A 15,481-nucleotide genomic window follows, 5' to 3' on the forward strand; every position below is an offset into this window, starting at 1 on the left:
ATACCAACTCTAGGCAGGGATTTCAATGAAAAAGTTAAACATTAGGAGAGGAGGGCCCCTACGGGGAGCGCCCCGCGGGAAATCACTAGGGGGGTACAGGATGAGAAGAAGCCTGGCAGTACTGCTTTTGTGCCTGCTGCTCTCGGCGACAGCAGCAGCTAGCATTCACGTTTTTTACCTGCCGGAGAGCGGTTTTCTGCGGGTATCGGGGGAAGTGATTCTCAAACCGGAGACCGCATCCCAGTCACTGCTCCTCTTCCCTGAGGCCCACGTCACCGAATTCTGGGCCGACAGTCTGGTGGAATACAGCGTGGAAAGATCTGCCCACGGCACCGCGGTGATCTTTGCCCTGCGGGAGCTGGGTCCCCAAACAATCACCTTCTCCTACGAGGGGTTGGTGGAACCGCAGCTGCACGAGGCGGTGCTGGGGCGGGACCAGCTCTGGCTGCCGGAGTTCACAGCGCCAGTGGAGGAATGGACGGTGGTGCTGCAGCTCCCAGAAGAATGGGAAGTGGCTGCGGGAGAAGTGGTGCAACTTGATGCCGAAGGTACCTTCCAGCTGATCCATTTGGCGCCCTCAGCCGGGTATCCCACCGTGAAGCTGCTTAGCAGAGCCGCTGCCCTGGAGGAGCTGGCCCAGAACGGCGAAGCCGCTGCAGAACCGGTTGAGGAGGAAGAAGCAGAGGCGGAACTTCCCACGGAAAGTCCCCGCCCCACGGGGATCGCCTCCCGGATCCAACTGCAGATCAACAGGTTCACCAGGGCTTTGAACCAGCGCAGCCTGACTGAACTGAGCGAGCTGCTCAGCCCAGCGCTGCAGGAAAAAGGGCTGGCCCAGTATCTAGCCAGCCTGCCCATGTATTTCGGCACAGTTACCAGTGAAGTTGTCCAGGTGCCCGAGGATCCCAGCGGCACCTATGTGGTAGTCTTTTCCACCGAGCGCGGCCCCCGCTATACAGCAGCCATGGCCTGGCAGGAGACCGCCGGTTTCCTGCAGATGTACCACTTCCACCTCACGCCCGCGGCACCGGATGTGCCCCAGGAAATCCGGGATTCCTGCGCGCAGTTTGTGCAGGATCTCCAGGCTGCCCTGGCCGACCAAGACCGGAGTGCGCTGGAGGCCCTCTTCGCGCCCGATCTGCGCCAGGATCCAGCGGCAACCGCGGACCTGCTGTTCGCTCTGGCGGAGGGCGCCCAGTGGGAGATAGTCCAGATCAGCCTGGAACCCTTCGCGGTGATTGTGGTGGTACCCACGGGTTCCACCAGCCTACTGCTGCAGCTGGATCTAACCCCCGGCCTCTACCACTGGCTGCTCAAGGGACTGCAAATTGTGCCCCTGCCTTAGCGTTTGGACACGATGTACGACATGGCAAAGGCCAAAACTAACCTAGGCACCAACAGCAGCAAAAGCGGTGCCCCCAGGACCAGGAAGATGATGGTATCTTCCACCAGGGCATGGGCTATGGCCATGAAGGTGCCGATAACCTTTGCCTCCCTGGCGCTCACCTGCCCGGTGCGCACATGGTTGATGATCAGGCCCGAGCCGTAGGTCAAGCCGAAGAGCATGGCCACCACCAGCGGAAAAACGCCCTCCTCGCCAACGCCAATGCGCCTAAAGGGCTTAGCCGCGTAGTGGTTCAGCTTCTGCAGCCAGCCGTTGCCCTGGGCGATCTCCAGAACGATCATCAAAGGAACAACTATCAGTCCGATGGTGATAACTCCCCTGACTCCCTGCACAAATCCTTCCCACAGCACCGTCACGACAGCACCACCCCCAAGAGCCAGCCCACCGCCAGCGAGCAGCCGAGGCGGATGAAGAAAATATAGCTTAAGGGGCTGCCCGCCTTTTTGCTGATGGGCAGCTCCACCAGCAGCGAATGGCAGAAGGTGAGCATCACCGCGCAGATGGTGATCTCCTGCCAGCTGAGGGTGAGGGCCATGATGCTGCCCGCCGCGGCGTAGAGGTTGATGAAATAGCCGCTAAAAAGCACCACAGCAGCATCTCCCGACAGCCCAAACCAGCTCAGATAGGGGGCAAAAAGCGCAGTGATGCTCTCCAAAAGGCCGCTGGCCTTAAAAAGAGCCACCACCACCGCCGTGGGCACCACCACTTTAGCCAGTTCCCAGGTGGTCTCTAGCCCCGCTTTAGCACCCCTTTGAATCATGTTCGCTGTGATCTGCATTCCTTGCCACTTCTCCTTCCCGCATCCTTTTCCACAAAGACAGCATTTCCTTAGGCAGTGGACAGGTGAACACGCACTGCCCCCCAGTGCGGGGATGGATGAACTCCACCCGCCAGGAGTGGAGGGCCTGCCCCGGCAGCTCCGGCAGGGCCTCACCGTAGAGGGGATCTCCCACCACGGGGTAGCCTAGATGGGAAAAGTGCACCCGGATCTGGTGGGTGCGCCCGCTTCCCAAGCGCGCCCGCACCAAAGTTGCCTCCTGGCCCCGGCGCAGCACCTGGTACACCGTCCTGGCCGCCTTACCCTGGGGGTCCGCCGTCCGCTTGACCCCGTGGTCCTGCATCCGGGCGATGGGTGCCTCAATGACACCCTGATCTTCCCGGAGCTGGCCCCGGACCAGCGCCAGGTATTCCCTAACCAGCTCCCGCCGGCGCAGCTGCTGCACGAGCCCATGGTGGGTATAGGGTTCTTTGGCCACCAGGATCAGTCCGGAGGTGTCCTTATCCAAACGGTGGACCAAACGCACCTTGGTCTTCAGGCCCAGAACCTGCCAGTAATGGGCGATGGCATTGGCCAGCGTGCCTTCTTGATAGCTCCCGGTGGGGTGGGCCGCCATCCCCGGGGGTTTGTTCACCACCAAGAGATAATCATCTTCATAGACGATGTCTAAAGGGAGCGCCTCCGGCTGCAGCTCCGTAGCCTCATCGAAAAAGACGATCTGGATCTGATCCCCGGCCCGGACCCTTCTGCTCAAGTAATCCCTCTGGCCGTTGAGGAAGATCCCGCCGCCCTTCTTCATGCGCCTGAGCAGGCCCCGGGTGAGCCCCAGCCGGCCGCAGACGATATCCCTAACCATGAGCCCCTCTTCCTGCTCCTCTACAATGGCCGTAAGCACATAGGGATGGTCTAGCATGCCGCCCCTCCCCTGCTCCGCAGCCTCTGGATGGTCAGGGCCGCCGTGAAAAAGAGGGTTGCCACCAAGACCACCGTGGCCCCCGGCGGTGCACCGAAGAAATAGGAGATGTACAGGCCCAGGAAGGAAGAGACCAAACCAAACAGTGCCGCCAGCAGTATCTGCAGCTTAAGCCGCTTGGTGACGAGCCCCGCGGTGGCCGCGGGCGTGATCAAGAGGGCCACAACCAGCACAACTCCCACCGCTTGGATGGAAATGACTATGGCCACGGCAGTCAGGGCCAGCAGCAGGCTCTGGAACAGCACCACGGGAAAACCAGCGGCTTCAGCCCCCAGGGGGTCAAAGGAAGCCAGTACCAGCTGGGGGAAAAACAACACTAAGACCACCACAAGCAGCAGGGCAAAGGCGGCAATTAGGACAATCTCCCTGGCTTGGATGGCCAGCACCGAGCCGAGGAGCAGACTGTTCAGATCGCCCATGAAGCCGGGGCTTGTGGACAGAAGCACAATGCCCAAAGCAAAGACACCGGTGAAGAGAATGGCCAGGGCCGTATCGTTCCTCACATTGGAAACCCGGGTCAAAACCACAACCCCCAGGGAAGTTACAAGAGCAAAGAACAGGGCACTGACGTGGATGCTGATGCCTAAAAGCAGTCCCACGGCGATGCCGGTGAAGGCGGTGTGGGCAATGGCATCACCCATGAAGGCCAGACCCTTGAGCACCACAAAGGTACCGATGGCTGCCGCCACGACGGCCACAAGTCCCACGCCCACAAAGGCCCGCACCATAAACCCGTACTGCAAAGGCTCCAGCAAGAGTTCAAGATTCATGCAGCATAACCTCCCCACCCTCACCCACTTTGGGAAAGTGCCTGGCGAACAGCTCCACCATGATCTCCTCCGTCAAAACTTGAGCGGGGGTACCCACCGCCAGCACCCTGCCGTTGAGGGCCAAAACTTGATCAAAGCACTCGGTCAAGCAGTCCAGGTCATGGGTGGCGGCAATGATGGTCTTGCCAGCTTTCCTCAGCTCCACCAAAAGATCCGCCAGCTCGTGCTGGGCTTGGGCATCAAGGCCCGTTGTGGGTTCGTCCAAGAGGATCAGGTCTGCCTCCTGAACCAGTGCCCGGGCTAGAAATACCCGCTGCCGCTGCCCCCCGCTGAGGGCGCCGATCTGCACCTTCTCCAGGCCTCCCAGACCGAAGAACTCCAGGGCTGAACGGCTGGCGGCATAGTCTTCCCGGCGCAGCCGGCCCCAGAGGCCCTTTCTCACCAGCCGTCCCTGGAGCACCACTTCCAGGACAGTGATGGGAAAAGCCCAATCCACCTCTTCCCCCTGGGGCAGGTAGGCTGCCCTTTTACGCCCCTCCTCTGGGCTCTGCCCAAGCAGGGTCAGGGCGTCGTAGCTCACAGGTTTGAGCAGGCCCACGGCGGTTTTGAGCAGGGTGGATTTACCGCCGCCGTTGGGGCCGATAATGGCCGCTAAAGTCCCCCGGGGCACCTGCCAGGACACATCGCGCAAAACGATGCGCTCCTGGTAGCCTGCGGTCAGGTTCTGGATATCCAGGGCTAACTCCGCTGCTTGCACCTTCATCTCCAGGCCTCCACTAACGTCTGTAAATTGTACGCCATCATCTGCAGATAGGTGGGCACCTCACTGGTGAGGCTGTCGCTGTAGAGCACATGGACCGCGGCCCCCGCTTCCCGGGCCAGGGCCTGCATGTAGCGGGTGCCGCTGCTGATCTGCGGTTCGGTGAACACCACAGGCCTATCCAGCCTGCCCAAAAGCTCCACCAACCGCCCTAGATCCCGGGGATTGGGCTCTGCCTCCGGGTTTTCCACCAGGAATTCCACCACGGCAAAGCCGTAGCGCTCAGCCAGATGGCCAAAAGCGTTGTGGTAAGTGATGATCACCCTGCTTTCTGCAGGGATGGTCTCCAGCTCAGCCCGGAACCTCTCGTCCAGGGCCCAGAGCTCCTGGATGTACGCCTGGGCGCGCCCGGCAAAAAAGTCGCCCAGCTCCGGCCGCAGCTCCGTTAAGGCCGCGGCGATCCTTTCCACATAGGCTACGGCATTGGGCACGCTGAGCCACAGATGGGGATCGGCTGTATGCCCGTGACCGTGACCGTGATCGTGGTGATCCACATCAGGGACCAGCCCCTCCGAGAGCTGGAGCAGGGGGATCCCTGGCCGGGCAGCGCTTTTCACCAAGGGCAGCAGCCAATCATCGAAACCTGCCCCGTTGGCCACCACCAACTCGGCCCTGGCCACCAAACCCGCCTCCCGGGGCGAGGGTTCCCAGGTATGGGGATCCGCCCCCAGGGGTACCAGAGAACTTACGGTCACCGCCTCTCCCCCCACCTGCTCCACGAAATCCTGCAGGATGGAAAAGGTGGCCACCACCTGCACGGGCCGGGCCGCGAGGAGAGGAGTGCTCCCCCAAAACAGTCCCCAGATCAGAACAGCCAACAGCACGCCGCGGACGTTTCGCTGCACACAATCACCCACCTTTCCAAAACGAGAGCAGCCTACCTAGGGGGGCTGCTCTGCAGCACAACACCTTCCGCCTGCAGCCAGCAGCTGCCCAAAGCCGCGGGCAGCAGGCAGGACTGGCCCGCCGCCAGCTCGGAGACGGAACCTTGACACCTAATCTCCGCCCTCCCCCCTAGAGCAGTTAAAACCTGGAACCTATCTTCCAGCTCAAGGAGAAGCCCTTGGGGTTTGTCCAGCACGGCGAAGTGAAAATAACGGGAGCAGCGGGCCAGCTGGTAGCCTCCATCAAGGGCTCGGGGCGAAAAATCGATCACATCCAGCGCCTCTTGGATATGGAGCTCGCGGGATTGCCCTTGGGCATCGACGCGGTCCCAATCGTAGACCCGGTAGGTGGTATCGGAATTCTGCTGGATCTCCGCGACCAGGCAGCCTGCCCCCAAAGCATGCACCAGTCCCGCGGAGACGGGGTAGATCTCACCTGGCCGGACAGGGACCTTGTTTAGGCAGGCTAAGATGGCCTGGCCCCCCTCCTCAATGGCCTGGGCGAACTGACCTTTGGTCACGCCGGGCTTCAGACCCCAGACGATCCAGGCACCGGGCTCGCTGTGCACTATATACCACAACTCGGTTTTGCCCCACGGCTCGCCCTGCGCCTGGGCATAGTCATCGTGGGGATGGACCTGCACCGAAAGGTCATCCTGGGCGTCGATGAGCTTAAACAAAAGGGGAAACCTCCCCGAGGCGGGAACAGCGCTGCCCAGCAGCTCTTCACCATATTCTTCCATCAATTCCACCAGGTTCTTGCCCGCCAAAGGCCCCCGTTCCACCACGCTGGTGCCGTGGGGATGTGCGGCCACATCCCAGCTTTCGCCGACGGATCCGGGAGGCAGGGCCCGTCCCAGGATCTGTTCCAGCCGCCTGCCTCCCCAGATCTTCTCTTTGTAGATGGGGTGAAACGTCAAAGGATAAAGTTCAGGTCTCATGGAATGCCTCCTACTTCAACCGCTGCTCCAGCTGTTTCCTGGCCTCCTCAAAGCCCGGCTTGCCCAGGAGGGCAAACATATTCCGCTTGTACATCTCCACGCCGGGCTGATCGAAAGGATTGACCCCCAAAAGGTAACCGCTCAGGGCACAAGCCTTTTCGAAGAAGTAAATCAGTGCCCCGAGGTAGAAGGGGCTCAGCTCGGGTACATCCACCACCAGGTTGGGCACTCCCCCGTCGGTATGGGCCAAGAGCGTGCCCTGAAAAGCCTTCCGGTTGATTTCAGCAAGGGTTCTGCCCGCCAGGTAGTTGAGTCCGTCCCGGTCGCCGGGATCATGGGGTACCTCCAGCCCTGCCCCTGTTTCCACCCAGATGGTGGTGGCAAAGAGGCTGCGGGCACCGTCCTGCATAAACTGGCCCAGGGAATGGAGATCGGTTGTGAAGTTGACGCTGGCTGGGTAGATGCCCTTGTGGTCCTTGCCCTCGCTTTCGCCAAACAGCTGTTTCCACCATTCGCTGAAATAGTGGAGGGAAGGTTCGTAGTTCACCAAAACCTCGATGCTCTTCCCTTTGCGCTGGAGAATGCTGCGCAGGGCCGCATACTGGTAGGCACCGTTTTCACTGAGCTCCGGCCGGCTGAACCAGCCCCGGGCCGCGGCCGCACCCTCCAAGAGCGCCTCGATGTCAATGCCGGCTGCGGCGATGGGCAGGAGCCCCACCGGCGTCAAAACGGAAAACCTGCCCCCAACATCGTCGGGTATAACAAAGCTGGTGTAACCTTCCGCTTCCGCCATGGCCCGCAGGGCACCTTTGGAGCTGTCGGTGGTGACGTAGATCCTCTCCCTGGCCCCTGCCGCCCCATATTTCTTCTCCAAAAGCTCCCGGAAAAGGCGGAAGGCGATGGCAGGCTCCGTGGTGGTGCCGGATTTGGAGATCACGTTCACGGAAATGTCCAGGTCGGCCACGAGCTCCAGCAGATCCTCAAGGTACTTCCCGCTGATGTTCTGCCCCGCAAAGAAAATCTGGGGCCACTGGCGGACCTCGCTCCTCAGCACGTTGTAAAAGGAGTGGGATAGCGCGGAAATCACGGCCCGGGCTCCCAGATAAGAACCGCCGATGCCGATCACGATCAGGGCCTGGCTCTGCTGCTGGATCCGTTGGGCGGCCTCCTTCAGGCGGGCCAGTTCCCCACGATCAAACTTGGCCGGAAGATCGAGCCAGCCCAAAAAACTGCTCCCGGCACCTGACCCCTCGTGCAGCTGCCTGTGGGCCAGGGCCACCGCAGGTGCCAGGTGCTCTAGTTCATCTGGGCGCACAAAGGGCCCCGCGTAACTGTGGTTAAAAAGAAGTTCTCGCACTTCTAGAATCCTTCCCTTCTCAAAGCTCTTTCCCTTTCTACTCAATACGACACTGCGGGTGAGGTACCTTCCCTGCCATCCCACTTTGTGGTAGACTAAAACCGGAGGTGAAACAACTTGGATGTGGCAATAATCGCAGCCATGGAAGAAGAAGTGGCACAGCTGCGCGCCCAGCTGTCCCAGGCACAGGAAGTGGCAGCGTTCTTTGTGGATCTGCCCATTTACCGGGGCCAGCTGCTGGGTCTGGATGCGGTGCTCGCGCGCTGCGGCATTGGAAAAGTCAACGCCGCCTTGGCGACTCAATACACCATAGATCATTTCAAACCCCGGGTGATTCTAACCTGCGGGGTAGCGGGGGCCATCAGCCCCGAGGTGCGTATTGGCGATGTGGTCATCTCCACGGGAGCTCAGCAGCATGATGTGGATGCCCGGGGGTTTGGCTATGAGCGGGGAGTAATCCCGCGGCTGGCCACAAGCCTCTTCCCCGCGGATCCCGATCTGGTGGAATTGGCAGCGGAAGCAGCCGTGGAAAAGCTGGGGGCTCAGCGGGTACATCAGGGCCTGGTGGTCTCAGGCGATCTCTTTGTCCATTCCCGGGAGCAGAGGGAGGAAATCCTCCGGTTTTTCCCCGGGGCCCTGTGCACAGACATGGAAGCCGCGGCCATCGCCCAGGTGGCAGCGGCAAACGGCATACCCTACCTCAGCTTGCAGGCCATGTCTGATCAAGCTGATGAAGAGGCGGGCCAGGCCTTCTACCAAACCCTAGATGAAGTTCTGGCGGGCTTGAACCAAGTCGTGCTAGGGCTGCTGCAGCGGCTGAGGGCCCAGCTCTGACTGCTCAGCATGGCGCCACTCCCAGAAATGCAGGATGGCCTGGCTGAGCCTTTGGGCCAGTGCCGAGCGGAACTGGGGATCGCCAAGTTTGGCGAGGTCAGCTGGATTGGACATGAACCCCACTTCCACCAGGACAACGGGGGGCCTGGCCTTTAAAAGCAGGAGCGTGCTGCGGGGTATGGGTGCCCGCTCATTGAGCACCTGCACCTTGGCCAGCTCTTCCAGCACCAGCTGGGCGTAGCGCTCACCCAGGTAGCTGTCTTTCATGAAAAACACGATGGCCCCAGCTTCGCTGGAATCCTTAGCCGCATTGGCGTGCACGCTCATGCCCACCTGGGCCTGGTTCATGAGCTTAAAACGGCCCAGGAGATCCCGGCGGTGGCGGGTGCCTTCACTCACCAGGTGGCTCACATCGCGATCAGAATCCCGGGTGAGCCCCACCTTCAGGCCCCTGCTTTCCAGGATTGCGGCCATCTGCAGCACGATGTCCAGCACATAGTCTTTTTCATAGAGCTCACCTGCCCCAATGGCCCCTGGGTCGATGCCGCCGTGCCCCGCATCCAGCATCACATCATAGACGATCTCTTGATGCAGGAGGCTCAAGGCGTGTAGACCCAAGGGATAGTTGTGGTAAAGGGCCAGCAGGATCACCACACCTAAGGCGGCTAGAATACACCAGCCCACACCCTTGGGCAGGATGAGAATGTACAAACGGGACATGCTTGGGCCCCCTTTCCTTCCCATGTATATTCTGGAAAGGGTTGCCCTAGCAGAGTATCGACTCTAGAAAGGAAGTGAAAGGGATGAAGAGAGTACTGTGTTTGGCGCTGATTTTGGTCCTCCTGTTCAGCAGTCTTGCCGCCGCGGCTAAGCTTCCCGGGGAAATCTTGGAAGAAGCCGCCGCCGTCCTGAAAGAGATGACCCAGCAGCCAGACTCTGAACAGCTCCAGAGCATGCTGCGCACCGCCCACGGAGTCGCCATCTTCCCGTCGGTTATCAAGGCGGGGCTGGGCGTGGGCGGCAGATACGGCGAAGGGGTAGTGCTTAGGCGCGATGAGTCCACAGGCAAGTGGTACGGCCCCTATTTCGTAGAAATGATGGGCCTCTCCTATGGACTGCAGATCGGTTTGCAGAACATCTCCCTGGTTTTGGTGGTGGCCACGGAAGAAGGCATCAAAAGCCTGCAGGAGGGGCGGATCACCTTAGGCGGCAACATCTCCCTGGCCGCGGGACCCGTGGGCCGCTCTGCGGAGGCGGGCACCGACATCCAGCTGAAAGCGGCCATGTACAGCTACTCCATGAGCCGCGGCGTTTTTGCTGGCGCTTCTTTGGAAGGTTCCACCATCAACAACAACGCCAGTGCCAACCGGGTGTACTGGGATGGGGACATGACTCCCCGCCAGATGCTCAACCAGGAAGCTAAAGGGGAGGCGATCCAAGCGCTCCTGGATGAGCTGAACCGCATCAGCACAGAAGCACCGGAAGGATGAGGCCATGAACGAGATTAAAGTAGAGAGCTTTTCCCTGGACCACACCAAGGTTCAGGCACCGTATGTCCGGCAGGCGGAGATCTTCCACACCCCCAAGGGTGATGTCATCACGAAGTACGATCTCCGCTTCACCCAGCCCAATCAGGAGATTATGTCCACCGGCGCGGTGCACGCGCTGGAGCACTTCCTGGCGGGATTCCTCCGGGCAGAACTGCAGGGGGTGATCGACCTTTCCCCCATGGGCTGCCGCACGGGGTTCTACCTGATCAAACTGGGCCAGGCCAGTGAAGCTGAGGTTGCCCAGGCCCTGATTCGCGCCTTGGGGAAAGTGCTGGAAGCAGAGACAGTCCCGGCCCGCAGCCCCGTGCAGTGCGGCAACTACCGGGACCTCTCCCTGTTCGGCGCCAAGGAATACGCCAGGGCGGTGAAAGAAAGGCTGGCAGAAAGATACCAAGCGGCGAAGAGCTAGCCGCGCTAAAGGGGAACCCAAGCTCAGGCCCGGGTTCCCCTTTTTTGATCGCTTGCTACTTCTTCTGCAGTTTGGCCCAGGTATCCTTCAGGGGTACCGTGCGGTTGAAAACCAGCCGCTCCGCCGTGGAATCGAGGTCGGCGCAGAAATACCCGAGCCGCTCGAACTGGAACTTGTCGCCGGGCTGAACATCCTTCAGGCTCAACTCAACCCGGGCATCGCTGAGAACCTCCAGGGAGTTGGGATTGAGGTTCTCAAAGAGATCGCCCTCGTTGGGATCCTCCTTGTTGAACAGGTGATCGTAGAGGCGCACCTCCGCGGGCAGGGAATGCTCCGCCGCCACCCAGTGCAGCGTGGCCTTCACCTTGCGCCCATCCGGAGCGGATCCGCCCTTGGTCTCGGGATCGTAAACGGCCCGCAGTTCCACCACATTCCCGGCCTCATCGAGGATCACGTCGGTACACTTGATGAAATAGGCGAAGCGCAGGCGTACCTCCCGGCCCGGAGCCAAGCGGTAGAACTTCTTCGGCGGATCGAGCATAAAGTCATCCCGTTCGATAAAGATCTCCCGAGCAAAGGGAACCAAACGGGTGCCCGCTTTCGGATCATTGGGGTTGTTCACCGCTTCCAGGTACTCCACCTGGCCCTCTGGGTAGTTTTCAATCACCACCTTCAGGGGACGCAGCACCGCCATGGCCCGGGGTGCCTTTTGGTTGAGATCATCCCGCAGGCAGTGCTCCAGCAGGGCGTAATCTACGATGCTGTTGGCCTTGGCCACACCGATGCGCTCGCAGAAATCCCGGATGGCTTCAGGTGTGTAGCCCCGGCGGCGCAGGCCGGCCAGGGTGGGCATCCGGGGATCGTCCCAGCCCCGCACAATGCCCTTTTCCACCAGCTGCAGCAGTTTGCGCTTGCTCATCACGGTATAACTCAAGTTCAAGCGGGCAAACTCGATCTGCTGGGGATGGGGTTTGGGATAAACCTGTTCCAGGATCCACTCGTAGAGCGGCCTGTTGTTCTCGAACTCCAGCGTGCAGATGGAATGGGTAATGCCCTCGATGGCATCGGACAGACAGTGGGTAAAATCATACATGGGATAAATCACCCACTGGTCACCTGTGCGGTGGTGGGGCACCTTCTTGATGCGGTATAGCACCGGATCCCGCATGACCACGTTGGGCGCGGCCATATCGATCTTGGCCCGGAGCACATGGCTGCCCTCTTCGAACTCGCCGTTTTTCATCCTTTCGAAGAGCTCCAGATTCTCCTCCACGGAGCGGTTGCGGTAAGGGCTTTCTTTGCCCGGTTCGGTCAGGGTACCCCGGTACTCCCGGATCTGCTCCGCGCTGAGCTCACAGACGTAAGCCTTCCCCTGTTTGATCAGCTCCACCGCGAAATCGTAAAGCTGGGGGAAATAATCGGAGGCGTAGTACAGGTGCTCGCCCCAGTCAAAGCCCAGCCAGCGCACGTCCTCCATGATGCTTTCGATGTATTCCACATCTTCTTTCTCCGGGTTGGTATCATCAAAACGCAGGTGGCAGGTGCCGTTGTAATCCTTGGCTAAGCCGAAGTTTAGGCAGATGGACTTGGCATGCCCGATATGCAGGTAGCCATTGGGCTCCGGTGGGAACCTGGTGACCACCTTCTTAACCTTGCCCGAAGCCAGGTCCTCTTCAATAATGCTGCGGATGAAGTTGCTGGGGGTGGTGTTGGTATCCATCGGCATATCCTCTCCTCTAGCTTTCCTCTTATCCACTCTAACATAATCACACCGGCTGTCAAGGTGTTCCATCCCCCGCAGGTCGGGCCCCCCGGACACAGATGCACCGACCGGCGGTGGCGCTACCCATGCGGGCGCTTGCCGCCAAGCCCTCTCCGCGGCAGAAGGCGTGGAGAAAACCAGCGGCAAAGGCATCGCCGGCCCCTGTTGTATCCACAGGCTCCACAGCCGGGGCAGGCACAAAGCCCAACCCCTCCTCCGCCGCCCACAGACAGCCCTGGGCGCCCAGGGTGAGCACCACCCGGGGGTAAAAGCGGAGGAGTTCACGGGCCACCGCCTCCGGTTCCCTGGCCCCGGTGAGGACACGGCCCTCATCCAGATTGGGAAAAAGCACCGCCGCCCCGCGGGTGAGCCGCAGAAACCTTTCTCTACCAAACTCCGCCAAAAGGGCGTAGGAAGCGGGATCCACCGAGAAGGGGATGCCCCGCCGACGCGCCCTGTCCAGAAGCTCTGCTGCCGCTTCGCGCAAAGGCTCGGAACCGAAGAAGGAATAGCCGGTAAGGTGCAGATGGCCTAAGCCGGTGAAAAAGCGTTCAGATAGATCGATGGGCTCAAAGAGGAGGTTGGCCCCCCGGGAGGTGACCATGGTCCTCTCCCCCTGCTCATCCACGAAGAGCAGAATCATCCCGCTGGGACCGGGCTTTTCCACGAGAAAAAGCTCGATTCCCAGGCTGTCGAGCTCCGCAGCCAGCTGGCTGCCCAGTGGATCGCTGCCCACGGCTCCCGCCAAGCGCACCTGACTGCCCAAGCTGGCCAGCCAAGCCGCGACGTTGGCCGCGGAACCCCCTCCCCGGCAGGTGATCTCCCCCGTAACGTCACTGCGGGGCTGCAGGGGCCCGTGGGTTCTGACGGAAATATCTAAGACCAGGTCTCCGAAGACCCCGATCATGGCTGACCCGCCCGGCAGTAGGCCTTGGCCAGCTGCGCGCCGAGCTTGAGGTTGTTCTTCACCAGGGCGATATTGGCCCGCACTGTCTCGCCCCCGCTGATCTCGTGCAGCCGGCGGAGGATAAAGGGAGTCACGTCCTTGCCGGTAATACCCTGGGCGGCACATTCTCCGAGAATCTGCTCCAGCCAGGCGTTGAACCGCTCCCCATCCAAGGCATCCTCCTCGGGAATGGGTGTCACCACAACCATGCCGCCGGGGATGCCCAGCCTTTCTTTGACCCGGAAGGCCTCCACGATCTGCTCCGGCCCATCCAGTCGGTAGTCAACCTTCAGGCCGCTCTCCCTGAGGTAAAAGGCGGGAAAGCTGTCCGTTTGATACCCGATGACGCTGGTGCCCTGGCTTTCCAGAACCTCCAGGGTCTTGGGGAGATCCAGCACCGATTTGGCCCCGGCACAGACTACCATAACACTATACATCGCTAAAGCCTGCAGATCGGCAGATACATCAAAGGTCTGTTCCGCGGCCCGGTGCACCCCTCCGATGCCGCCGGTGACAAAGACTTTGATGCCTGCCCAATGGGCGATCTGCATGGTTGCAGCCACGGTTGTGGCCCCATCCAAACCTAAAGCCGCCAAGAGGGGAACATCCCGCAGACTGGCCTTGGGCACACCGCCGGACTGGGCTAAATAGTGGATCTCCTCTTCGGATAGCCCCACCTTAAGCTGCCCCCCTAAGATGGCGATGGTGGCCGGTACTACCCCCTCCTCCCAAAGCAGCCCTTCCAGCTCCAAGGCCAGCTGGTAGTTTTCTGGATAGGGGAAGCCGTGGGCGATAATGGTGGACTCTAAAGCCACCACCGGCTTGTTTTGCGCTAAAGCGTTACTTACTTCCGGGCTCAACTTGAGCATGGCCGTTCCCCTCCGCCAAAAGAACTTCTAAAGTGGGCTTGATGCCCCAATACTCCTTAAACTCGGCATATTCCCGGGCCGCCTGCCCGCGCTTTTGGTGCCCGCCCCGGAAAGCCCTAATCAACAGGTTCTTGGGCGTGTGCTCCAGGTCAATGAACTCCATGATCTGTACAGCATAGCCCTGCATCTCCAGAAGCTTTCCCCTGGCGGCATCGGTGAGCAGCGCCGCGGTGCGCTCCTTGAGGATGCCGTGCTGCAAAAGCACTGACTGGGTCCCCTTTTGGAGCTGAGTGAAGATTTCGTGCTGGCAGCAGGGGACCGCCAAAATTACCCGAGCGCCCCACCGCACAGCCTGGGCCAGGGCGAAATCGGTGGCCACATCGCAGGCATGCAGAGAAACCACCAGATCCACTTGACCCTCCGCGGCAAAGTCCCGGATATCGGCGCAGACAAACTCCAGGTGCTTGTAGCCGAGCTTTTTGGCCATCTCGCTGCAGAAAGCCACCACATCTTCCTTCAGGTCCAAACCCGTTAGGCGAACGGGCAGCTGCAGCTCCTCCACCAGATAGTGATAGAGGGCAAAGGTAAGATAGGCTCTGCCGCTGCCGAAATCCACCACGTTCAGCACCCCGCCGTCCCGTGGCTGGAGATGGGGCAGGCAGTCCTCCACTATCTCCAAATACTTGTTGAGCTGCCGGAACTTGTGGTAGCGCTTGGCCAAGACCCGTCCGGCGCTGTTCATCACCCCCAGCTCCACCAAGAAGGGATAGGGGGTGCCCTCCTGGAGGATGTAGCGCTTGGGACGGTCGTGGGCCAGGTTCGCCTCTGCCCTACGCTGGGAAGGCGGCTGGCGCAGGATCTTCCCTCCCCCCTTTTTGCCCAGGAGCACCTGGTAATCCGCCTCCTCCGTACAGAGGAGGGCTTGGCGGAAGTCGTCCTGCAGAAGCCCGCAGATCAGCTCGCCGGCCTCCCCGGGCAGGAGATTGCGGTGCTGCACCTTATCCCCCAGGTGGTAAGCAGCTTGGTAGTGTAAGCGGCCCCTTAATTCCAGAGGCCGCAGCGACACCCGTTCATAGGGAATGGATTTGCGGCGCCGCTTGCTCAAGACCGCCCTGAGCAGAGCGCCTCGGGGCAGCAGCTCTCCTAAAAGCTGCGCCAGTTCATCATACTCCTGCATCCTGCC

At 60.7% G+C, this 15,481-nt stretch carries 17 protein-coding genes; 4 read left to right on the top strand and 13 right to left on the bottom strand.

The features are described from left to right. Nucleotides 1–100: 100 nt before the first annotated feature. Nucleotides 101–1,345, top strand: coding sequence for a hypothetical protein (locus ACE4YL_RS04075; RefSeq protein ID WP_461359375.1), 1,245 nt, complete (start codon nucleotides 101–103; stop codon nucleotides 1,343–1,345). On the opposite strand, the gene ACE4YL_RS04080 is transcribed toward ACE4YL_RS04075, so the two are convergent. From ACE4YL_RS04080 to ACE4YL_RS04115, 8 genes are read right to left on the bottom strand one after another with little or no spacing between them, the layout of a single operon-like run. Next, nucleotides 1,342–1,761, bottom strand: a complete 420-nt coding sequence (locus ACE4YL_RS04080) for a hypothetical protein (protein WP_461359374.1) — start codon at nucleotides 1,759–1,761, stop codon at nucleotides 1,342–1,344. The genes ACE4YL_RS04075 and ACE4YL_RS04080 overlap by 4 nt on opposite strands. Beyond that, on the bottom strand, nucleotides 1,758–2,183 hold the full coding sequence (locus tag ACE4YL_RS04085) for a nucleoside recognition domain-containing protein (RefSeq protein ID WP_461359373.1): 426 nt from the start codon (nucleotides 2,181–2,183) through the stop codon (nucleotides 1,758–1,760). Before ACE4YL_RS04085 ends, ACE4YL_RS04080 begins: the two co-directional genes overlap by 4 nt. Continuing rightward, nucleotides 2,146–3,096 carry an RluA family pseudouridine synthase gene (locus ACE4YL_RS04090; RefSeq protein WP_461360104.1) on the bottom strand — a complete coding sequence of 317 codons (951 nt, stop codon included), beginning with the start codon at nucleotides 3,094–3,096 and terminating at the stop codon, nucleotides 2,146–2,148. Before ACE4YL_RS04090 ends, ACE4YL_RS04085 begins: the two co-directional genes overlap by 38 nt. Continuing rightward, nucleotides 3,090–3,926, bottom strand: a complete 837-nt coding sequence (locus ACE4YL_RS04095; protein ID WP_461359193.1) for a metal ABC transporter permease — start codon at nucleotides 3,924–3,926, stop codon at nucleotides 3,090–3,092. The genes ACE4YL_RS04090 and ACE4YL_RS04095 overlap by 7 nt, the downstream gene beginning before the upstream one ends. Next, nucleotides 3,916–4,689, bottom strand: a complete 774-nt coding sequence (locus tag ACE4YL_RS04100; protein WP_461360105.1) for a metal ABC transporter ATP-binding protein — start codon at nucleotides 4,687–4,689, stop codon at nucleotides 3,916–3,918. The genes ACE4YL_RS04095 and ACE4YL_RS04100 overlap by 11 nt, the downstream gene beginning before the upstream one ends. Then, nucleotides 4,686–5,591, bottom strand: a complete 906-nt coding sequence (locus ACE4YL_RS04105; protein ID WP_461360106.1) for a metal ABC transporter substrate-binding protein — start codon at nucleotides 5,589–5,591, stop codon at nucleotides 4,686–4,688. The genes ACE4YL_RS04100 and ACE4YL_RS04105 overlap by 4 nt, the downstream gene beginning before the upstream one ends. A 32-nt stretch (nucleotides 5,592–5,623) precedes the next feature. Further along, complete coding sequence (locus ACE4YL_RS04110; protein ID WP_461359190.1) at nucleotides 5,624–6,571, bottom strand: type I phosphomannose isomerase catalytic subunit; 948 nt, start codon at nucleotides 6,569–6,571, stop codon at nucleotides 5,624–5,626. 10 nt (nucleotides 6,572–6,581) lie between these two features. Beyond that, complete coding sequence (locus ACE4YL_RS04115; protein WP_461360107.1) at nucleotides 6,582–7,928, bottom strand: glucose-6-phosphate isomerase; 1,347 nt, start codon at nucleotides 7,926–7,928, stop codon at nucleotides 6,582–6,584. 123 nt (nucleotides 7,929–8,051) lie between these two features. Between ACE4YL_RS04115 and ACE4YL_RS04120 the strand changes: the two genes are divergently transcribed. Further along, nucleotides 8,052–8,762 (top strand): 5'-methylthioadenosine/adenosylhomocysteine nucleosidase, encoded by a 711-nt coding sequence (locus ACE4YL_RS04120; RefSeq protein WP_461360121.1) that lies wholly within the window; start codon nucleotides 8,052–8,054, stop codon nucleotides 8,760–8,762. Here ACE4YL_RS04120 and ACE4YL_RS04125 read toward each other — a convergent pair. After that, nucleotides 8,727–9,482, bottom strand: a complete 756-nt coding sequence (locus ACE4YL_RS04125; protein ID WP_461359188.1) for an N-acetylmuramoyl-L-alanine amidase family protein — start codon at nucleotides 9,480–9,482, stop codon at nucleotides 8,727–8,729. The genes ACE4YL_RS04120 and ACE4YL_RS04125 overlap by 36 nt on opposite strands. 83 nt (nucleotides 9,483–9,565) lie before the next feature. On the opposite strand from ACE4YL_RS04125, the gene ACE4YL_RS04130 reads away from it, so the two are divergent. Both ACE4YL_RS04130 and ACE4YL_RS04135 read left to right on the top strand, forming a co-directional pair. After that, nucleotides 9,566–10,252: a lipid-binding SYLF domain-containing protein gene (locus ACE4YL_RS04130; protein WP_461359187.1), complete on the top strand. Its 687-nt coding sequence runs from the start codon at nucleotides 9,566–9,568 to the stop codon at nucleotides 10,250–10,252. Between the two features lie 4 nt (nucleotides 10,253–10,256). After that, a complete protein-coding gene (locus tag ACE4YL_RS04135; RefSeq protein WP_461359186.1) occupies nucleotides 10,257–10,721 on the top strand; it encodes an S-ribosylhomocysteine lyase in 465 nt (154 codons plus the stop codon). Between the two features lie 55 nt (nucleotides 10,722–10,776). On the opposite strand, the gene ACE4YL_RS04140 is transcribed toward ACE4YL_RS04135, so the two are convergent. From ACE4YL_RS04140 to ACE4YL_RS04155, 4 genes are read right to left on the bottom strand one after another with little or no spacing between them, the layout of a single operon-like run. Next, complete coding sequence (locus tag ACE4YL_RS04140; protein ID WP_461359195.1) at nucleotides 10,777–12,441, bottom strand: glutamine--tRNA ligase/YqeY domain fusion protein; 1,665 nt, start codon at nucleotides 12,439–12,441, stop codon at nucleotides 10,777–10,779. A 58-nt stretch (nucleotides 12,442–12,499) separates the two neighbouring features. After that, nucleotides 12,500–13,390: a carbohydrate kinase family protein gene (locus tag ACE4YL_RS04145; protein WP_461359185.1), complete on the bottom strand. Its 891-nt coding sequence runs from the start codon at nucleotides 13,388–13,390 to the stop codon at nucleotides 12,500–12,502. Continuing rightward, the gene (locus ACE4YL_RS04150; RefSeq protein ID WP_461359184.1) at nucleotides 13,387–14,298 is read right to left on the bottom strand and encodes a pseudouridine-5'-phosphate glycosidase; all 912 of its coding nucleotides are present in this window, start codon (nucleotides 14,296–14,298) and stop codon (nucleotides 13,387–13,389) included. Before ACE4YL_RS04150 ends, ACE4YL_RS04145 begins: the two co-directional genes overlap by 4 nt. Further along, complete coding sequence (locus tag ACE4YL_RS04155) at nucleotides 14,270–15,475, bottom strand: class I SAM-dependent methyltransferase (RefSeq protein ID WP_461369265.1); 1,206 nt, start codon at nucleotides 15,473–15,475, stop codon at nucleotides 14,270–14,272. Before ACE4YL_RS04155 ends, ACE4YL_RS04150 begins: the two co-directional genes overlap by 29 nt. Between the last annotated feature and the right edge of the window lie 6 nt (nucleotides 15,476–15,481).

It is taken from the genome of Candidatus Darwinibacter acetoxidans (genome assembly GCF_041936445.1).
Classification (GTDB): Bacteria; Bacillota; Limnochordia; order Darwinibacteriales; family Darwinibacteriaceae; genus DTU010.